The organism is Protofrankia sp. CiP3 (assembly GCF_917627345.1).
Taxonomy (GTDB): Bacteria; Actinomycetota; Actinomycetes; order Frankiales; family Frankiaceae; genus Protofrankia.
Genome location: NZ_CAKJTM010000034.1, coordinates 1,479 through 17,219 on the forward strand (window position 1 = coordinate 1,479; position 15,741 = coordinate 17,219).

A 15,741-nucleotide genomic window follows, 5' to 3' on the forward strand; every position below is an offset into this window, starting at 1 on the left:
CTCTCAGGTCGGCAGATAGCCGGGGAGCCCGCCCCGGCACCGCGGGCGGCGCAGGACCACCCGCCGGGAACCGTCTGGCAACAGGCGGAGCCGCTCCAGCTCCCAGTCACCGAACTCGGCATGCAGGGTGAGTACCGCCAGCGCCTGAAGTCGATCAGTTCCGGGCGGTAGGTACAAACGTTGATACTCCACGTCCATGGCGCCACCGTAACGACACGGTGGACGGTGAGAGTGACGAACCCTCGGGTTCACCCTGCCTGTCACGGCACGTAAAGACCAAGGAACGCAAGCGCGGCATACACCACCATCATCGCGGCGCTCACCGTCAGGACAAGACGCCAGACATCATCACGCCGGGTAAGAGCGGTCGCGACAAACAGGAACGGGAAGGTTCCGTACGCATACCGTTCACTCGAATCAAGATTACTACCAGTGAGTACGGCGGCCATCGTCATGGCGGCCCACAGCGTGTACGAGGCCGGTAGCGTCCGCGCCATCATGACGAGCAGCAGCGCGAACAGCGCCAGCCATGGAACGTGCAGGCCGGTGCCTACTTCGCCGTGGGTGATTCCCCGGGCCGCCGTCCAGAGCACAGCGGCGGGATTCGACGAGCTGCCATGCAACGACTGCTGCCGTTGCACCCGCAGCGGCAGCAGCGCGTCCGCGTAGGCGATCCACGACCACAGCCCGAACAGCGCGCACCCGGCCGCGGGCGCGACAACCGCAGCCGCCCGCCGCAGCCGCTCCGCGACAGCGGCTGTCCCGAGCCCGCGAACGGTCTCGACAGCCGCTGGTACGACCAACAGGATGCCAACGGGACGGCACAGCCCCGCCAGCAGCCCGCAGGCGGCGGCGAGCTCCCACCGCCGGGTGCGCAGGCCCGCGAACACGCCAACGGCCAGCAGCCCCCACAACGCCTCGGTATAGCCCATGACCAGCACAAATGCGGGCGGCGCCAGCGAGGCCAACCACACCAGGCGAGACGTTGCCGCCGCGTCGAAGCCCTCATACCTGGCCAGCCAGGCGAGGGCTGTCACAAAAACAAGGGCGATCACGTTCACGAGGAGCAGCAGCGTGATGCCGGTGTGACCGCCCAGCCCGGGAAGCAGGGCGGCCCCACGGACCAGCAGCGGCAACAACGGGAAGAAACGCAGCCCCTGCCCGCCGGCTCCGGCATACCCGTGTTCGGCGATACCCGCGTACCAGCCGGCATCCCAGCCAAGCAGCCCAGTCAGCGTGAACGGTCTGCCCGTGGCTGGCTGCCCCGCGCCAAGCTGCCCGGTGATGTAGCGGGCCAGGGCATAGGCCGCGCCAGTGACGACCCGGGTGGCACACCAGGCAAGGACTATGTCACGCAGGGGCAGCGTCCGCCATCCCCGTGTGCTCGGCGTGCCCTGGCGGGGATGGGGATGGGGATGGGGCTGCACGTGGAGCGCGGCCCGCGGTTGCGACGGCGACGCGGACAACCATCACGCCCTAGGGCTGGAAGCGCAGGAGGGTGAAGTTCTCCCACACCCTGGCCGGTGTGCCCTGCCGCATGACCTCGTCAGCCCGCGGACGGCTGTCCTGGAGACGGCCACGGACCTGAGTGCACAGGGTCTCATACGTCCGATAGGCACCTGAGCCGGCGAGGAACACGTTGTTGGCGGGGCCGGCCTCGGCGAGCGCCCTGTCCGCGACGATCACACCGTTCGCCTTCGCGTTGCGCTCCTGGTAGTCCGTCCAGTCAACCCGGTCCGGCGGCGCGTAGGTCGGAACGACATGTACGTGCATCCAGGCCGGGACGGTGCGGGAGAGTCCCGGGCCGAGCTGGTCCGGGCAGACGAGCAGCACATCACCGGGACGGCCAAGACGTGCCAGCGCCGACGCGGCCTCGCTCGCCTGGGTGCGGGTCCGGGACAGGTCGCCGTAACCACCGACGAGCCCGAGCAGCGCGCACACGACGATGATCCCGCGGAACAGCCGACTGTCCACCGCGACAGTCGCGCCAAGCCCGATGACCAGCAGGAACGGAACGAACGCGGTGGCGGTGTAACGATCCGCCCAGGCGTTGCCCACCACCTTCCCCGCGGCCACGGCGACGAACAGCGTCATGGTGGCCAGGAGGAACAGCGTCCGGCCGGGCTCCATGCCCTTCAGGTCGAACAGCACGTACCGGCCGTCGACCGCTCGGCCCGCGACACCGGCGGCGGCAAGCCCCGTGATGAGGAACAGCAGTGTCCGCCCCTGGGTGGTGGGACCACCTGCCCACTGCCCGTAGGCGTGCGCGATCGCCGCGAACGTCGCTGGTTCTCCCCACGGTGTTCCGGTGTGCGCCATCTGGTAGGAGAAACCTCCCAGCCAGGGGGCGAACACAAGGCTCCCGGCGGCGATACCACCGAGCGCCACCAGCGGCGCCCGGACACCCCATGCCGGCCGCGGCCTCGCCAGGACCAGCAGAAGCCAGCCAGCCACGGTGAACAGCAGGTAGAAGCACCAGTAGTGGGTGAGCGCCAGCATGCCCGAACACAGCGCCAACGCGGCGACCGAGCCTGGTGAGCGCCGCCGCAGCGTGGCTTCCAGCGCCAGTCCGCCAGCCGCGGTCAGCAGCACCACCAGGCTGTACATCCGCGTCTCGGTGGCGAAGTACAACGCGAACGGTGAGGTGAGGTAGAGCACTGCGGTGACCCGTGCGGCCCGGACGCCCACGACCCGCCGAGCCAGCAGGAACAGCGGCCCGACAGCGGCCAGGTTCATCAGGGCCGACAGCGCCCGCACCGCGAACGTGCCGACGCCGAACAGCTCGATCCAGCCGTGCAACAACAGGTAGTACAGCGGTGGCGAGCCATCCTGGCGAAGTCCGTCGAACAGCGTCGTGCCAGGCCCGGTCAACGGAAGCCGCGCAATGGCGACACTCTGCGCCTCGTCCAGCCACAACGCCTGGCGGGCGGAAAAACGCACCACCACCGCTACCGCAAGGAAAACGAAAAGTACCGCCTTGAAAGCAAGGCCAGCCCGTTTCGCGCGGGGCCGGCTCTCCGCGGCCGGCCCCGGGATGTTCTCCAGCGGCCGCACGGCCACGTCAGTCACGGTCAAGTCCCCCCTTCTGCTCCCGCGACTGCGCTAACGCGGTGCCTTCGCGTAACCGGGAGAGACCTCCTCGTGGTAGTCCTCCTCCACGTTGACGCCCCACACGTCGTGCTCGGCTCCGTCAACGAGGTTCTGCACGGTAAGCAGCGCGGTGTACATGGAGTGATCCTGATTGTTGTACCGGTGCATACCGTTGCGGCCTACCGGGTGGACGTTTGGCGTGGCCTCGGCCAACCAGCCACGCATGATTTCCACGTTCTTCTTGTAGTCCGCGTCATAGAACGGGTAGGCCTTGGGCATGCGGACCACGAAACCGCGTTCCACCTGGTCCGCCGGGACAAGACCCAGCTGCGCGAGCTCCTTGGAGGCGAGCGCGATCAGGTCTTCGTCCGGCATCGACCAGGTCTCGTCGCCCTCGAACACGAAGTACTCCATGCCCAGGCAGGTGCGCCCCTCCTTCACCAGGAACGGCGACCACGAGGCGAAATTCTGGATGCGCCCGACCAGCAGCTCGGGGGAGTGCACGTAAATCCAGTTGTCCGGAAAACCAGCGGACTCGGGCACCACGAGCGCGACGGTGAGGAAGTCACGGTAGCGCAGCGCGTTTGCCGCGGCCAGCACATGGTCGGGGGCGGGCGGGTCCATGACCCGGATCAGCGAGGAAAACGACATCGACGATATGATCTCGTCTCCGCTGTAGTGGTGCTCGGACCCGATGTCGGTCCGGGAGGCCTCCGGCGCGCCCGCTCCGGGACCGTACCCACCGGTGACCACGGTGGTCACGCCGGTGGCCCGGCCATCCGCATGGTGAATCCTGCGGACCTTCTCCTCAAAAACGATCTTCCCGCCACGCTTGGAGATTTTGTCCGCCGCGGCCTCCCACATCATTCCGGGCCCGTGTTTCGGGTACTGGAACTCCTCGATGAGAGAGGCGATGTCCTTTTGGTTCCGTTTCGGCATGACCGCGTTCACGATGGCATTGAGCAGCGAGAGGTTCTTGATACGCTGCGCGGCCCAGTCCGCCTCGATCGTGTTGGCCGGCACCCCCCACACCTTCTCGGTGTAGGTCTTGAAGAAGATCCCGTACAGGCGCCAGCCAAAACGGGCCGCGACCCAGCCCTCGAATTTCGTCTGATCCTGGGGCGGCCGGACCCGCGCCCAGCCGTAGGAGAGGATGCAGCGCACCGCCTCGAGCACACCGAGGCCGCGCAGGGCATTACCGGCACGCAGCGGGTAATCGAATAGTTTCCCGTTGTACATGATGCGGCTCGACCGCGGGCGCATCAGAAAGTCCTCATCAGGCAAAATCTCGTGCCAGAGGGCCTCGACCTCGGGCACCTTGGTGAAGAAGCGGTGCCCGCCGATGTCGAATCGCCAGCCTTCACGCTCCGCGGTGCGACTGATGCCCCCCACCGTCGAGTCGCCTTCGAGGACCGTCACGGGCACGTCCCGCTTCACCAGCTCCCAGCCAGCTGTTAGACCTGCCGGTCCGGCTCCGATAACGATGACCTCGGGCTTTTCGGCCACTGTGCCTGACCTCTCCTCAACTTCGCACGCGATGGTCATCCGCGCGACACACCAAGAAGCCGGTGGACAATAGTCCGGCTCGGCTTCTCAGTCTGGCATGAGCCAGGCGGGCACCTGCCCGCGCCCCCTCGCGATTGCCCGGCACGATCTCCCGGCCGAACCCGTTCCGCGTCAGCCCGGCGGCTGGGTAAGGCTTCTGGCATGGTGCGGGTCATGGCTGCGTTCCTACCCGGCCGGGCGAACAATCCGACCACCGCATCCGGGTGGTTTCGGCACGATCTCCAGGCCGGCGGGAAGGTGGGTCCGCTGCTGCTGGGCTGGTGTGCCGTCGCGGCGGGCATCGCCGCGGGCGACGGGCGCGGTCCCTGGCCGTTGGCGTTGGTGCTGGCCGGGTGGGGCGCGGTGCTCGTCGGTGTCGGCAACGTGGTCGTCGGCAACATGGCCGGCAGGGATGTCCGCGCTGGCCGCGGAGCGGTCTGGGTGACGCTGGCCGCGGTCCTCGCGGCCGGTGTGACGATGCGGCCTCGCTACTACGCCGCCGGCGGGTGGGCGGACGTCTCCGACGCGCTCGGCGTGGCCGGCGGGCTGCTCACCGCGGGGTCGATCCTGTGGTGGCTACGCCGGGTGCCGAGTGACCGCGCCGGAGCGCGGTGGCTCGTGTCGCCATCCTGCTTCTGGTCGGTTGTCGGTCTCATGACGGGCGCCGGGATTGCAATGATCATTGCGGCGCCGCGGCCGCGTATCGATGTCTTCTACCTCCTCCAGGTGTCCGCCGACGGTCTGTTCGCGGGCGCGGACATGTACCGTCAGCAGTGGGCCCCCAGCCACACCGGGTATCCGGTGAACCAGCTGTTCGATGTCTACCCGTATCTGCCGGGGACGACGCTCGTCCTCGCGCCCTTCCGCCTGCTGCTCGCGGACGTCCGCTATGGCCTGCTGCTCGCCTCAGTGATCACAGCTGTCGCCATCCGCCGGATCATGGCTCGCAACGGCGCACCGGGGGATACCGGGCTCCCGCCCGCACTGCCGCTGCTCGTGCTGGCCTTTCCCGGATCCATGTACGCGCTTCAGCAGTCCTGGACGGAGCCGCTGCTCACGGCATGCGTCAGCGTGATGGTGTGGGCGGTGGCCGCGGGCCGGGCCCGCTGGGCGGTCGTCGCGTTCGCTGTGGCTCTCGCCAGCAAGCAGCACCTGGCGCTGCTGGTCCCGGTCGCGGCGTTCTGGCCGGCGTTCGGGCCCAGGCGCACGCTCGCCTCGGTCGCCGTCGCCGCGGCTGCCGTCCTGCCCTGGGTGGCCGTCGGCCCGGCGGACTTCTGGCGGGACGCGGTGATGACCAATCTTCGCTATCCGGTGCGCGGCGATGCGCTGTCCGTGCCCGGCGTGCTCTCCCACGCGGGAGTCACAACCGGTTTCGGGCCTGTGGCGGCCGCGCTGATACTTGCCTACTGGCTCGCCTGGCGGGCGCGGGCCGACGCCGCCGGGTTCTGCGCGGGCGCGGGCGTGGTGCTGCTCACGTTGGACGTCATGAACAAACAGTCCTATTTCAACCACTACACGTTGCCGATGGCGCTGTTGGTGACCGCGCTCGCCGCCCAGGGCGAGCGCGGCCCAGGAGCGCCAGCCGCGCCTGTTCAACGCAACGTGGAGAAACGCTCCAGCGCGGCGCCCTCGTAGACCATGCGCCGGTCGACCTGGAGAGTGCGGTCACGCAAAGCGGCAAGTTGGTCCGAAACGACCGCGCAGGCACCTTCCAAGGTCTTGTAACCGTCCGCGCGCACAAGGAACACGGCATGGCTGGGGCCAGCCAAGGTGTTCACCCGGGCCGCGAAGTCCGCACCGCTGGCGCGTCTCATCCGGGCCGCGTAGTCGACCCAGTCGACCAGCGCAGGCCCGCTCGCGTCCGCGTAGACGATCTGCCTGAGATCAGGATCGCCATGGCGTTCGATGGCCCGGAACACCGCCGGGCCCAGCTGGTCGGGACAGTAGGCGACCACGTCCCCCGGCCGAGCCAGCGCTGAGATCCGATTCGCGATCTCCCCGGCCTGCGTGCGTTCCTGCCGTGCCATGTTCCAGCCGCCGGACAGGCCTGTCACACAGACGATCATTATGATCGCTGTCCGCACCCGTCCGGGCAGCAGGCCGATGCCCAGCGAGGCGAGCAGCAGAAAGGCCGGCAGAGATATCCCCGTATAGCGTTCCGTGTAGGCACTGCCACCCGTGGTGTTGACCAGGTAGGCGAGGGCGAGCGGAACCAGCCACAACGCGACCAGGTAGCGTCCTGGCAGCCGCCCGGTCGGGACGATGTGCAGCCCGTCGTCCTGCGGCCGGCCGGTCAGGCCGAGCAGCGCGGCTCCGAGCAGAACGACTCCGAGCAGCGCACCCGTCGACGTCGGCCCGGCCCAGTCGAACACCGTGTCCAGCAGCACCTGGGCCTGTACCCGCGCCGCCCACGGGGTGCCCGTGTGCAGCATCTGAAACAGGAACGACGGCATCCAGGGCGCGAACAGCACAGCCGAGGCAATCATCGCCAGCAGCGCGGACAGCGCGGAGCGGCGATAGGAAGGCCGCCGCCGGGTCTGTACCGCCAGGAACACCGCAACCGTGGTGACCAGCAGAAACGTCCAGTAATGCGTATAGACCAGCGCGGCGGTGGACACGGTCAGCAGCACCAGGCGGCGGCGGGACGGCTGTTCCAGCGCCCGCACCAACGCCAGCCCGAACAGCAGCACCAGCAGAACCACCAGCGAGTACATCCGGGTCTCGCTTCCGTACCGGATCGCGTACGGAGAACACGCGAACAGCAGCAGGGCCGCCGTCCCCACCCGGCCGGGCGTGGCCGCGTCACCGCTGCCGAACATCGCCGCCACCCGGCCGACCCGGCGACCGGCAATCCAGGCAACCGGCAGCGTGCCCAGCGACAGGATGCCCGACAGCGCCCGGACAGCGACATCCCCCGTTCCGAACAGCCTGATCCACATATGCAGGAGCAGGTAGTACAGGGGCGGCGAACCGTCGTGGCGCAGTGCGTCGAGCAGCCCACCGACCGGTCTGCGAGAGATCTCGACGGTGAGTGACTCGTCCAGCCAAAGGTGGCTCGGCGTCACGAACCGCAGGGACGCGCCAGCCCCGATCGCACCCAGCAGGACGGCTATCAGCAGCCTGCGGATCCACCGGTCCCACAGCGGTGCCCAGCCGGCTGGCGCTGACCGCCCGCTGGCACCGCCCGGCCGCGGCACCTGCGCCGGCTGACCGCCCGGCCGCGCGAGGTCATGCCCGCCGTGAACCTCCGCCCGCGGTTTTGGGACGCTGGTGCGTGACCGCGCGGCATCGATGATCGGTGCCGCGGACGGGACGGCCGCCGTCGATGCCGCCACGGCCGGCATGACGGACACAGCCGCGGATGCGGGCAGGTCCGCCACCGGGCTCCCAGAAAGGTCGGTGCTCACCAACGAGACGGTACCCACAGTGTCACCAGACCGATCGTCCATGTCAGCCGCTCGACGCGCCGTGCCGTGGCCGGCCGGTGAACCGCGGGCACGGCGCGGCGGCTCACCGGCCCTGAGCAGCGGAGTCATCCGGCTCGACCGCGGCCTCGATCTCCTGCGCGAGCAGGGCGGGAAGAAGTGTGTTACGGCGCCGGCCGCCGGCCTGGCGCACCGCGCCCCGCAGCGCCGGGCCGCTCACCGACACCACCGACAGATGGCGCTGGGCCCGGGTCAACGCGGTGTAGATCAACGGACGGGTCAGCATCCGTCCCGCTTCTGGCGGGAACACCGCCACCACGGCCGGCCACTCGCTGCCCTGCGCCCGGTGGACCGTGACCGCCCAGCCGTGCCGCAGATCCCCGACAGCCCCGCCCGGGACATCGACATCCCCACCGGGAAAGGCGACCGTGAGCGCGCCCCGGTCGCCCACACCGCGTACCACCCCGATCTCCCCGTTGGCGAACCCGTCGTCCAGATGGTTCGCGGTGGCAACCACCCGATCACCCACGTCGAATCCGCCTGCTGCCCCCGCGCCGGGGTTGAGCACCTGCTTGAGCGCCTTGTTCAGCGCGGCCGTCCCGGCTGGGCCCCCGTGGACCGGAGTCACGACCTGAACGTCGGTCACCGGGATCCCCAGCGCCCGTGGGATGGAGTCGGTCACGAGCTGGACAACCCGGTGGGCTGCCTCCCCCGCGCTGCGGGCGGGAACCGCCACCACCTCGCGGTCCGGTCCGCGAGGTGGTGGCGGGAGCTCACCCGCGCGGACCGCCATCGCGAGCGTCGCGATCCCACCGCCGTCGGCCTGGCGGTAGAGCCGCCGCAGTTCGGTGACGGGCGCCACCCCGGCGTCGAGCAGGTCAGCGAGCACCCGGCCCGGGCCGATGCTCGGTAGCTGGGCCGGGTCTCCGACGAACAGCAGATGAGTACCGTCGGCGCAGGCATCCACCAACGCGGCGGCGAGTTCGGCGTCGAGCATGGACGCCTCGTCGACGACGACGAGGTCGGCCTCGATGGGATTGTCCCCGTCCCGCGCGAAGGCCCCGGAGGTTCCCTGTGCCTGCAACAGGCGGTGCAACGTGCTCGCGGGCCAGTCGCACAGCTCCTCCAGCCGCTTGGCCGCCCGGCCGGTCGGAGCGGCCAGGGCGATCCGCGCGCCGGCCGCCTGCGCGAGGCGTACAACCGCGGCCACGGTTCGGCTCTTGCCTGTCCCCGGTCCGCCGGTGAGCATGCTCACGCCGATGTCGAGAGCGGTGCGGGCCGCGTACAGCTGGCTCTGGTCAAGACTGGCCAGGACCGCGGCAAGATCTTCCTCGGGGTCATCCCCGGCCGGGTCCTGTGCGCGGTCATCAGCGGGGATCTCGGCCGGGTCGGGCTCGTCGGGCTCGTCGTCGTCCAGACCATCGAACATGTCCGGATGGGCATCCGGCCCCGTGGGGGCCGTCGACGCCGGCCGCCCGCCCCCTGGCCGGGTGTTCCCCAGGCGCAGCGGCTCGGCGATGGCCAGCAGCCGCGCGATGCCTTCGGCCAGTGTCTGTTCGGCCACGGCGAACCGCTCGAGCGCGGCCAGCTCACCGGTTATGACCACGTGGCCGTCCTCAACCGCGGCGCGCAGCGCCGCGGCCGGATCCGCGACACCATCGCGGGCCGCGGCCCGCATGAGCGTGTCCAGCGGTGCCGCGGTGTCGCCAAAGCGGAAGGCCGCCCGGCTGAGCAGATAGGCGATCACGGCCGGGCCACGCCGGGGGTCGTCGCGCCCCGCGCCTGCCACGCGGGCAAGGCGGTCCGCCTGAGTGAGTTCGGCCTCGCCCGCGGCAAGCAACGCCCAGGGGTCCGCGCGTAACGCGTCCGCGACCCCCGGGCCGAGCTCGTCAGTCAGCCCGCGCACCAGGCGTGCCGGCAGATCAGCCGCAATCAGCAGCTCGGCCGCGCGGTAGGCGCCTTCAGCGGCGGCAAAGGAGTCGACCAGCCGCTGGGCCCGGGCGGGGGTGACACCCTCGACCGCTGCCAGCCGGGTCACCTCAACGTCCGCCGGGCCGCGGATCCCGGCATCGGCGAGCCGAGCAGCGGTTGTCCGGCCGAGCCCCGGCCACAGTCCCGCCGCGCAGAATGCGCTGAAGACGACGGCAGGATCGGCCAGCGGCACCTCGGTCGGGGCCACGCCGGAAGGCTGGTCAGTCGGCACTGTCTCGGCCTGCATGCCGGCAGCCTACGGCTGTTTCGGAAGTCGCCGTTCGATCAGTTCGATGCGTCGGGCTATGCTTCCCGGGACGGCTGAGCAGACGATCAAAAGATCGTGATCGTACACCCCTCAAGCCACTGGGCTTCCCGTTCACCGTTCGACGCCGCTTGTGGAGGGGACTGCCGTTGAACATGCTGGAAGCCGTTGTGCTGGGCACTGTGCGGGGGCTGACGGAATGCCTGGGCGTGGGCGTGGCTCCGGCGCTCCTTGCCGCCGTCCTCGCCGCTGCCGGGGGTTACGCCTCCATAGCCGGCCCGCTGAGATTCCTCGCCCACCACAGCACGCTGGTGTCTGTCACCTACCGGGTGGCGCTGGGCAGCCGGGTCCGGCTCCTGGTGGCCACCGGAGCCGTTGCGGCCATCCCATGACGATCCGCTCTGTGGGTGCCCGATGACCACCGTCCTGCTCGTCCGCCATGGTCTTACCGCCGTGACAGGCACCGTCCTGCTCGGCTGGACCCCGGGCGTCGGTCTTGACGACCGGGGCCGGGAACAGGCACGGGCGCTCGCGCGCCGGCTCGCGCCGGTTCCGCTTGCCGCGATCGTGTCCAGCCCGCTACAGCGCTGCCAGGAAACCGCCGCGGCTATCGGAGCCCAGCGGCCCGAACCCGCGGACGGTACGGACCAGGCACGTAGCATCACGTTCGACGACCGGCTGGGGGAGTGCCGCTACGGCGACTGGACGGGCCAGGAGATGAAGACCCTGGCCGCTGATCCGCTGTGGCGGACTGTCCAGGAGCACCCGAGCGCGGTGGTTTTCCCCGGGTCCGGGGGAGAGGCCCTGCGTGATACCGCGCATCGCGCGGTCACCGCGATCCGCGACTGGAACGCGAGACTCGGGCCGGACGCCGTCTGGCTGGCGTGCTCCCACGGCGATGTGATCAAGGCGATCATCGCGGACGCCATGGGCATGCACCTGGATCTTTTTCAGCGCATCTCGGTGGATCCCTGTTCGCTGACGGTCATCCGTTATACCGAACGCCGGCCGTTCGTGATAAGGGTGAATGACCGGGGTGACGGGGTCGCGGACCTGCTGCCAGCTCCACGCACTGCCGATGGCGCGACCGACGGTGACGCCATCGTCGGTGGCGGCGCCGGAACGGCCGAATGATCAATATGACCAATAAGAGCGCCCGGCGGCAGGAGGGTGGGGGCAGAGAGCGGGGTTGGGGCGTGTGCGTCGCGAGGGTGCCAGGCGGTCTCAACGCGCGGTCACGGCTCCTCATGAGTTCTTTCAGGGGCCGCGGACCGTGGGGGTCATGAACGGGCGGCGAGACTAAGAGACGTGAGTGAGTCTGTTTCCGGCATTGCGCCCGATGAACGTCCGCCGCTCGAGCCGATTGACGCGGGTGGGCTCGACGCGGCCGGCGCCCTTGCGCTCCTGTGTGCCGGCGCGATAACCGTCACGGGCCGCTTGGTCGACGCCAGTAACGCGACCCTGTACTGCGAGATCAGCCACGATGGTGTCGTCGGGCACTGCGTCTACAAGCCGGTCCGTGGCGAGCGTGCGTTGTGGGACTTTCCCGACGGGACGCTCGCCGGCCGTGAACAGGCCGCCTATCTGGTCTCCGAGGCGACCGGCGCGGGGATTGTGCCACCCACGGTGCTGCGGGACGGCCCTTTCGGCGCGGGCATGGTCCAACTGTGGATCGATACCGACGAGACCGTCGACCTGGTTGCGCTGACCCGCTCCGATGATCCTCAGCTGCGGGCAATCGCGCTGTTCGACGCCGTGGTCAACAACGCCGACCGCAAAGGCAGTCACCTGCTGCCTGGCCCGTCCGGCCGGATCTACGGCATCGACCACGGAGTGACCTTTCATGCCGAGAACAAGTTGCGCACGCTGTTGTGGACGTGGCGGGGGCAGCGGCTGCGCGCCGACGAGGTGGAACTGCTGGCCTGCCTGCGGGTGGCGCTCAGTGCCCCAGAAGCGGAGCCACCTGGCCAAAGGCGACGCGACAATGATCCTCTCGCGTCGCCGGAGGCCCCAAAAGCGGAATCAGATGGCCAAAGGCGACGCGACAATGATCCTCTCGCGTCGCCGGAGGCCCCAGAAGCGGAATCGCCTGGCCGGCTCGCGACGGCACTCGTCGGCCTGCTCACGCAAACGGAGATCGAGAGCCTGCGCGCTCGGATCGACAAGCTGCTGACTGAACGCCGCTTTCCGGTTCCGTCCGGCGACTGGCCGCCTATCCCCTGGCCGCCGTTCTAAGAGCGACCGGCAATAGGGGCGCGGCGTCGCGGGGCTGGGGCACGCACCTCACCGCATCGCTCCCCATCCATCGCTGCGCGATGCACGGGTACCCCGGCTCGTCGGTCGCCACCCAACACCTCCGGTGACTCCCTCCGCCGCCTCGCGATACACGCACCCCAGCCCCGCTCTTTGATCCACGCCCTTCTTGTCGGTCGCTCTTACGGCAATTGGGCCCGTCTGACACAGACCCGGCTACGCTGGCACGCATGCAATCCTGGCCGGCCCCCGCACGCTCTCGGCTTCCCGGCCGAGGATTCCCGCTCCGGGTTTTCGACACGGCCACCGGATCGGTGCGCCCGCTCGCGGCCGGGCCGACAGCCCGTATGTACGTCTGTGGGATCACCCCGTACGACGCGACGCATCTCGGGCACGCGTTCACTTACCTTACCTACGATCTCCTTGCGCGGGTTCTCCTGGACGCCGGCCACGACGTCCGATATGTTCAGAACGTCACCGACGTCGACGACCCGCTGTTCGAACGCGCCAGGCGGGACAGCCAGGACTGGCGGGAGATCGCCCGAACCCAGATCGACCTGTTCCGGGCGGACATGACCGCGCTGCGCATCCTGCCACCAACGGTATATGTGGGAGCGGTCGAGTCGATCCCGCTGGTCATCGAACTCATCGAGAAACTGCGCGGCCGGGACGCCACCTACGAGGTGGACCGGGACATCTATTTCCCGATCAGGGCGGCTCCCCATTTCGGCGAGATCTCCCATCTGAGCCACGACATGATGGTCGACCGGGCGGCCGGCAATGGTGGCGATCCCGCCCGCCCCGGCAAGAGGAATCCGCTCGACCCCCTGCTGTGGCGGGCGGAGCGCCCTGGCGAGCCGGCATGGCCGTCGCCGTTCGGGCCGGGCAGGCCGGGCTGGCACATCGAGTGCGCCGCGATCGCCTTGGCCCATCTGGGGGAGCGGATCGACATCCAGGGCGGTGGTACGGACCTGATGTTTCCGCACCACGAATGTGGCGTTGCCCACGCGGAGGTGGCCAGCGGTGTCCGGCCGTTCGCGCGTACCCATGTGCACACCGCCATGGTCCACCTTGACGGTCACAAGATGTCGAAGTCGAGAGGGAACCTGGAGTTCGTGTCCCGGCTGCTGGTCCGTGGCGTGCCACCGGCGGTGATCCGGATCGCGCTCCTCGGCCACCGGCACACGGCCGAGTGGGAGTGGGCTCCCTCGCTGCTGGGCCTCGCCCGCGAGCGGCTGGCCCGCTGGCAAGCCGCGATCGGTCACGAGCGTGGCCCGGATACCCGGCCGCTGCTCGACGATGTGCGCCAGCACCTGGCCGATGATCTCGACGCGCCGGCCGCTGTCGCCGCTGTCGACCGCTGGGCGAGCGCAGCGCTCAGCACAGGAGGCGATGACCCGCAGGCCCCCGCTCTGGCGCGTGCAATCATCGACTCGTTACTCGGGGTGGACGTTGAGCCGATCATGGCTGGAGGAAGTTCAGTTTGATGGGTGCCGACTACCGCCGGGCCGACACCGGCACCGACGCCGAACGGCCGAGGTTCGATGAGGTGGCGCGGGGTTATGATCCACGTCAGGTTGAGGAGTACCTGGCCACGCTGTGGCGGTATGCCAGCCAGGTGACGCGGCGAGCGGCCGCGGCCGAGGCTGCGCTGCAGGCCGACCGCCGCCGCCGCGAGGACGAGACGCGCCTGCCCGACCGGTTCGCCGCGCAGGCAGGCGGGCGGATCGGCCTCATGCTGACCATCGCCCAGCAGGAAGCCGACGAGATCGTCACAGGTGCCCGCAGCATCGCGGAGCAGGCGCTGGAGGAGGCGGTCGAGGACGCCGCCGCCAACCACCCGATCGTGCGCAAGGCTCGTGAGCAAGCGGACAAACTGCTCCTCGACGCGGTCGAGGAGTCGCGCCAGCGTGCCCGGCAACGCTGCGAGGAGATCGAGACACAGATCGAGCGGGTGTCGGGGATCCTCGAGGGGCTACGGCACCAGCAGGGTGAGGTGCTCGGCGCGCTGCTGCGCGTGCGGAGCCTGATGGGCTCCAGTGAGATCGACCGTGCGGTCATGGACCTGGCTCGCGCCGGGACGACGGCCGCTACCGGGCCCGCGCAGCCGTCCGAGCAGCCCGGAGCATATATGCCGACGGAGGTGCACAGCGCGGACGAAAGCGTGACGTACAGTCATGGCGCCCATGAACCCGTGGCGCATAAGCATCCGGCCGGCGGCTCGGCACCGGACACGGCCGGAGCCAGCTTCTTCATCCGGGCGTCGACCACGGCGAGTAGCACCCGACCGGCGTACCGTGGCGAAGACGACATCATCGATGCTGAGATCGTCGAGGAGTAGTCACTGGCGTCGCCGCCGCAGGTACCGTTCGAACTCACGGGCGATCGCGTCCCCGCTGGCTTCCGGCAGCTCGGTCTCGGGCTCCCTCGACTCCAGCGCACGGACGTATTCGGCAACCTCGCTGTCGCCCGCGGCGAGCTCATCCACCTGGCGTTCCCACGCCCGGGCCCGCTCGGCCAGGTCACCCAGGGGGATCTCCATGTCCAGCAGGTCCTCGACCCGCCGTAGCAGGGCCAGCGTCGCCTTCGGGCACGGCGGGTTCGCCACGTAATGGGGGACAGCGGCCCAGAAGGACACCGACGCGAGCTCGGCGCGGGCGCATGCCTCCGCGAACACCCCGACGATGCCCGTGGCGCCTTCGTACTTCGACGGCTCCAGCCGGAGACGGGCAGCGGTGGCCGGGTCCCCGGCGGTGCCACTGATCGGCACCGGGCGGGTGTGCGGAGAATCCGCGAGCAGCGCGCCGAGACTGATCACCATCTCGCTGCCGAGCGCGTGGACCGCCTCGATCAGCTCCTCGGTGAAACCCCGCCAGCGCATGTTCGGCTCAAGACCACGGATCAGGACCAGATCGTTGTCACCACGGTCGAGACGGGCGACCGACAGGCGTGTCGTCGGCCAGGAAATCTTGCGCGACGCGCCGTCGATCCCACTCACCGTAGGACGGTTGACCTGGAAGTCATAGTAGTCATCCGGATCAATGGCACCGATCACCTTCGCGTCGAATGCCGACTCCAGATGTTCGACAGCCGCGGACGACGCGTCCGCGGCATCGTTCCACCCCTCGAAGGCAGCCACTACGATCGGCGACCTTAGCTGCCCGACACCGGAGAACTCGATCACCTGCCACC

Annotated in this window: 13 protein-coding genes; 6 read left to right on the forward strand and 7 right to left on the reverse strand. The window is 69.4% G+C overall.

Features of this window, described 5'->3' with window-relative positions; translation table 11 throughout:
* Positions 1-3 precede the first annotated feature (3 nt).
* From MJ797_RS13660 to MJ797_RS13675, 4 genes are all read right to left on the reverse strand, one after another.
* Positions 4-198, reverse strand: a complete 195-nt coding sequence (locus tag MJ797_RS13660) for a DUF5703 family protein (RefSeq protein WP_239334749.1) — start codon at positions 196-198, stop codon at positions 4-6.
* Between the two features lie 62 nt (positions 199-260).
* On the reverse strand, positions 261-1,466 hold the full coding sequence (locus MJ797_RS13665) for a hypothetical protein (RefSeq protein WP_239334750.1): 1,206 nt from the start codon (positions 1,464-1,466) through the stop codon (positions 261-263).
* 10 nt (positions 1,467-1,476) lie between these two features.
* Positions 1,477-3,069, reverse strand: a complete 1,593-nt coding sequence (locus MJ797_RS13670) for a glycosyltransferase family 39 protein (protein ID WP_239334751.1) — start codon at positions 3,067-3,069, stop codon at positions 1,477-1,479.
* Between the two features lie 33 nt (positions 3,070-3,102).
* Positions 3,103-4,596 carry an NAD(P)/FAD-dependent oxidoreductase gene (locus MJ797_RS13675; protein WP_239334752.1) on the reverse strand — a complete coding sequence of 498 codons (1,494 nt, stop codon included), beginning with the start codon at positions 4,594-4,596 and terminating at the stop codon, positions 3,103-3,105.
* Positions 4,597-4,809: 213 nt separating this feature from the next.
* On the opposite strand from MJ797_RS13675, the gene MJ797_RS13680 reads away from it, so the two are divergent.
* Positions 4,810-6,270: a glycosyltransferase 87 family protein gene (locus MJ797_RS13680; RefSeq protein WP_239334753.1), complete on the forward strand. Its 1,461-nt coding sequence runs from the start codon at positions 4,810-4,812 to the stop codon at positions 6,268-6,270.
* Here MJ797_RS13680 and MJ797_RS13685 read toward each other — a convergent pair.
* Together MJ797_RS13685 and MJ797_RS13690 are read right to left on the reverse strand one after the other, a co-directional pair.
* Positions 6,228-8,084, reverse strand: a complete 1,857-nt coding sequence (locus MJ797_RS13685) for a hypothetical protein (protein ID WP_374582175.1) — start codon at positions 8,082-8,084, stop codon at positions 6,228-6,230. The genes MJ797_RS13680 and MJ797_RS13685 overlap by 43 nt on opposite strands.
* 61 nt (positions 8,085-8,145) lie before the next feature.
* The gene (locus MJ797_RS13690; protein WP_239334757.1) at positions 8,146-10,278 is read right to left on the reverse strand and encodes an AAA family ATPase; all 2,133 of its coding nucleotides are present in this window, start codon (positions 10,276-10,278) and stop codon (positions 8,146-8,148) included.
* A gap of 167 nt (positions 10,279-10,445) precedes the next feature.
* On the opposite strand from MJ797_RS13690, the gene MJ797_RS13695 reads away from it, so the two are divergent.
* The 5 genes from MJ797_RS13695 (at position 10,446) to MJ797_RS13715 (ending at position 14,890) form a co-directional block, all read left to right on the forward strand.
* Entirely contained in the window at positions 10,446-10,688 is a 243-nt protein-coding gene (locus tag MJ797_RS13695; protein WP_239334759.1) for a hypothetical protein, read from the forward strand.
* A gap of 22 nt (positions 10,689-10,710) precedes the next feature.
* Positions 10,711-11,430: an MSMEG_4193 family putative phosphomutase gene (locus tag MJ797_RS13700; protein WP_239334761.1), complete on the forward strand. Its 720-nt coding sequence runs from the start codon at positions 10,711-10,713 to the stop codon at positions 11,428-11,430.
* 174 nt (positions 11,431-11,604) lie between these two features.
* A complete protein-coding gene (locus MJ797_RS13705; protein WP_239334763.1) occupies positions 11,605-12,531 on the forward strand; it encodes an SCO1664 family protein in 927 nt (308 codons plus the stop codon).
* Positions 12,532-12,779: 248 nt separating this feature from the next.
* Positions 12,780-14,036, forward strand: coding sequence for a cysteine--1-D-myo-inosityl 2-amino-2-deoxy-alpha-D-glucopyranoside ligase (gene mshC / locus MJ797_RS13710; protein ID WP_239334765.1), 1,257 nt, complete (start codon positions 12,780-12,782; stop codon positions 14,034-14,036).
* A complete protein-coding gene (locus tag MJ797_RS13715; protein WP_239334767.1) occupies positions 14,036-14,890 on the forward strand; it encodes a hypothetical protein in 855 nt (284 codons plus the stop codon). The genes mshC and MJ797_RS13715 overlap by 1 nt, the downstream gene beginning before the upstream one ends.
* Here MJ797_RS13715 and MJ797_RS13720 read toward each other — a convergent pair whose 3' ends face one another.
* On the reverse strand, positions 14,891-15,733 hold the full coding sequence (locus MJ797_RS13720; RefSeq protein ID WP_239334769.1) for a PAC2 family protein: 843 nt from the start codon (positions 15,731-15,733) through the stop codon (positions 14,891-14,893).
* Between the last annotated feature and the right edge of the window lie 8 nt (positions 15,734-15,741).

Coding starts and splice junctions, on each gene's coding strand:
- MJ797_RS13660 (WP_239334749.1), bottom strand. CDS start 198: ATGGACGTGGAGTATCAACGTTTGTACCTACCGCCCGGAACTGATCGA.
- MJ797_RS13680 (WP_239334753.1), top strand. CDS start 4,810: ATGGCTGCGTTCCTACCCGGCCGGGCGAACAATCCGACCACCGCATCC.
- MJ797_RS13685 (WP_374582175.1), bottom strand. CDS start 8,084: ATGGACGATCGGTCTGGTGACACTGTGGGTACCGTCTCGTTGGTGAGC.
- MJ797_RS13690 (WP_239334757.1), bottom strand. CDS start 10,278: ATGCAGGCCGAGACAGTGCCGACTGACCAGCCTTCCGGCGTGGCCCCG.
- MJ797_RS13700 (WP_239334761.1), top strand. CDS start 10,711: ATGACCACCGTCCTGCTCGTCCGCCATGGTCTTACCGCCGTGACAGGC.
- mshC (WP_239334765.1), top strand. CDS start 12,780: ATGCAATCCTGGCCGGCCCCCGCACGCTCTCGGCTTCCCGGCCGAGGA.
- MJ797_RS13715 (WP_239334767.1), top strand. CDS start 14,036: ATGGGTGCCGACTACCGCCGGGCCGACACCGGCACCGACGCCGAACGG.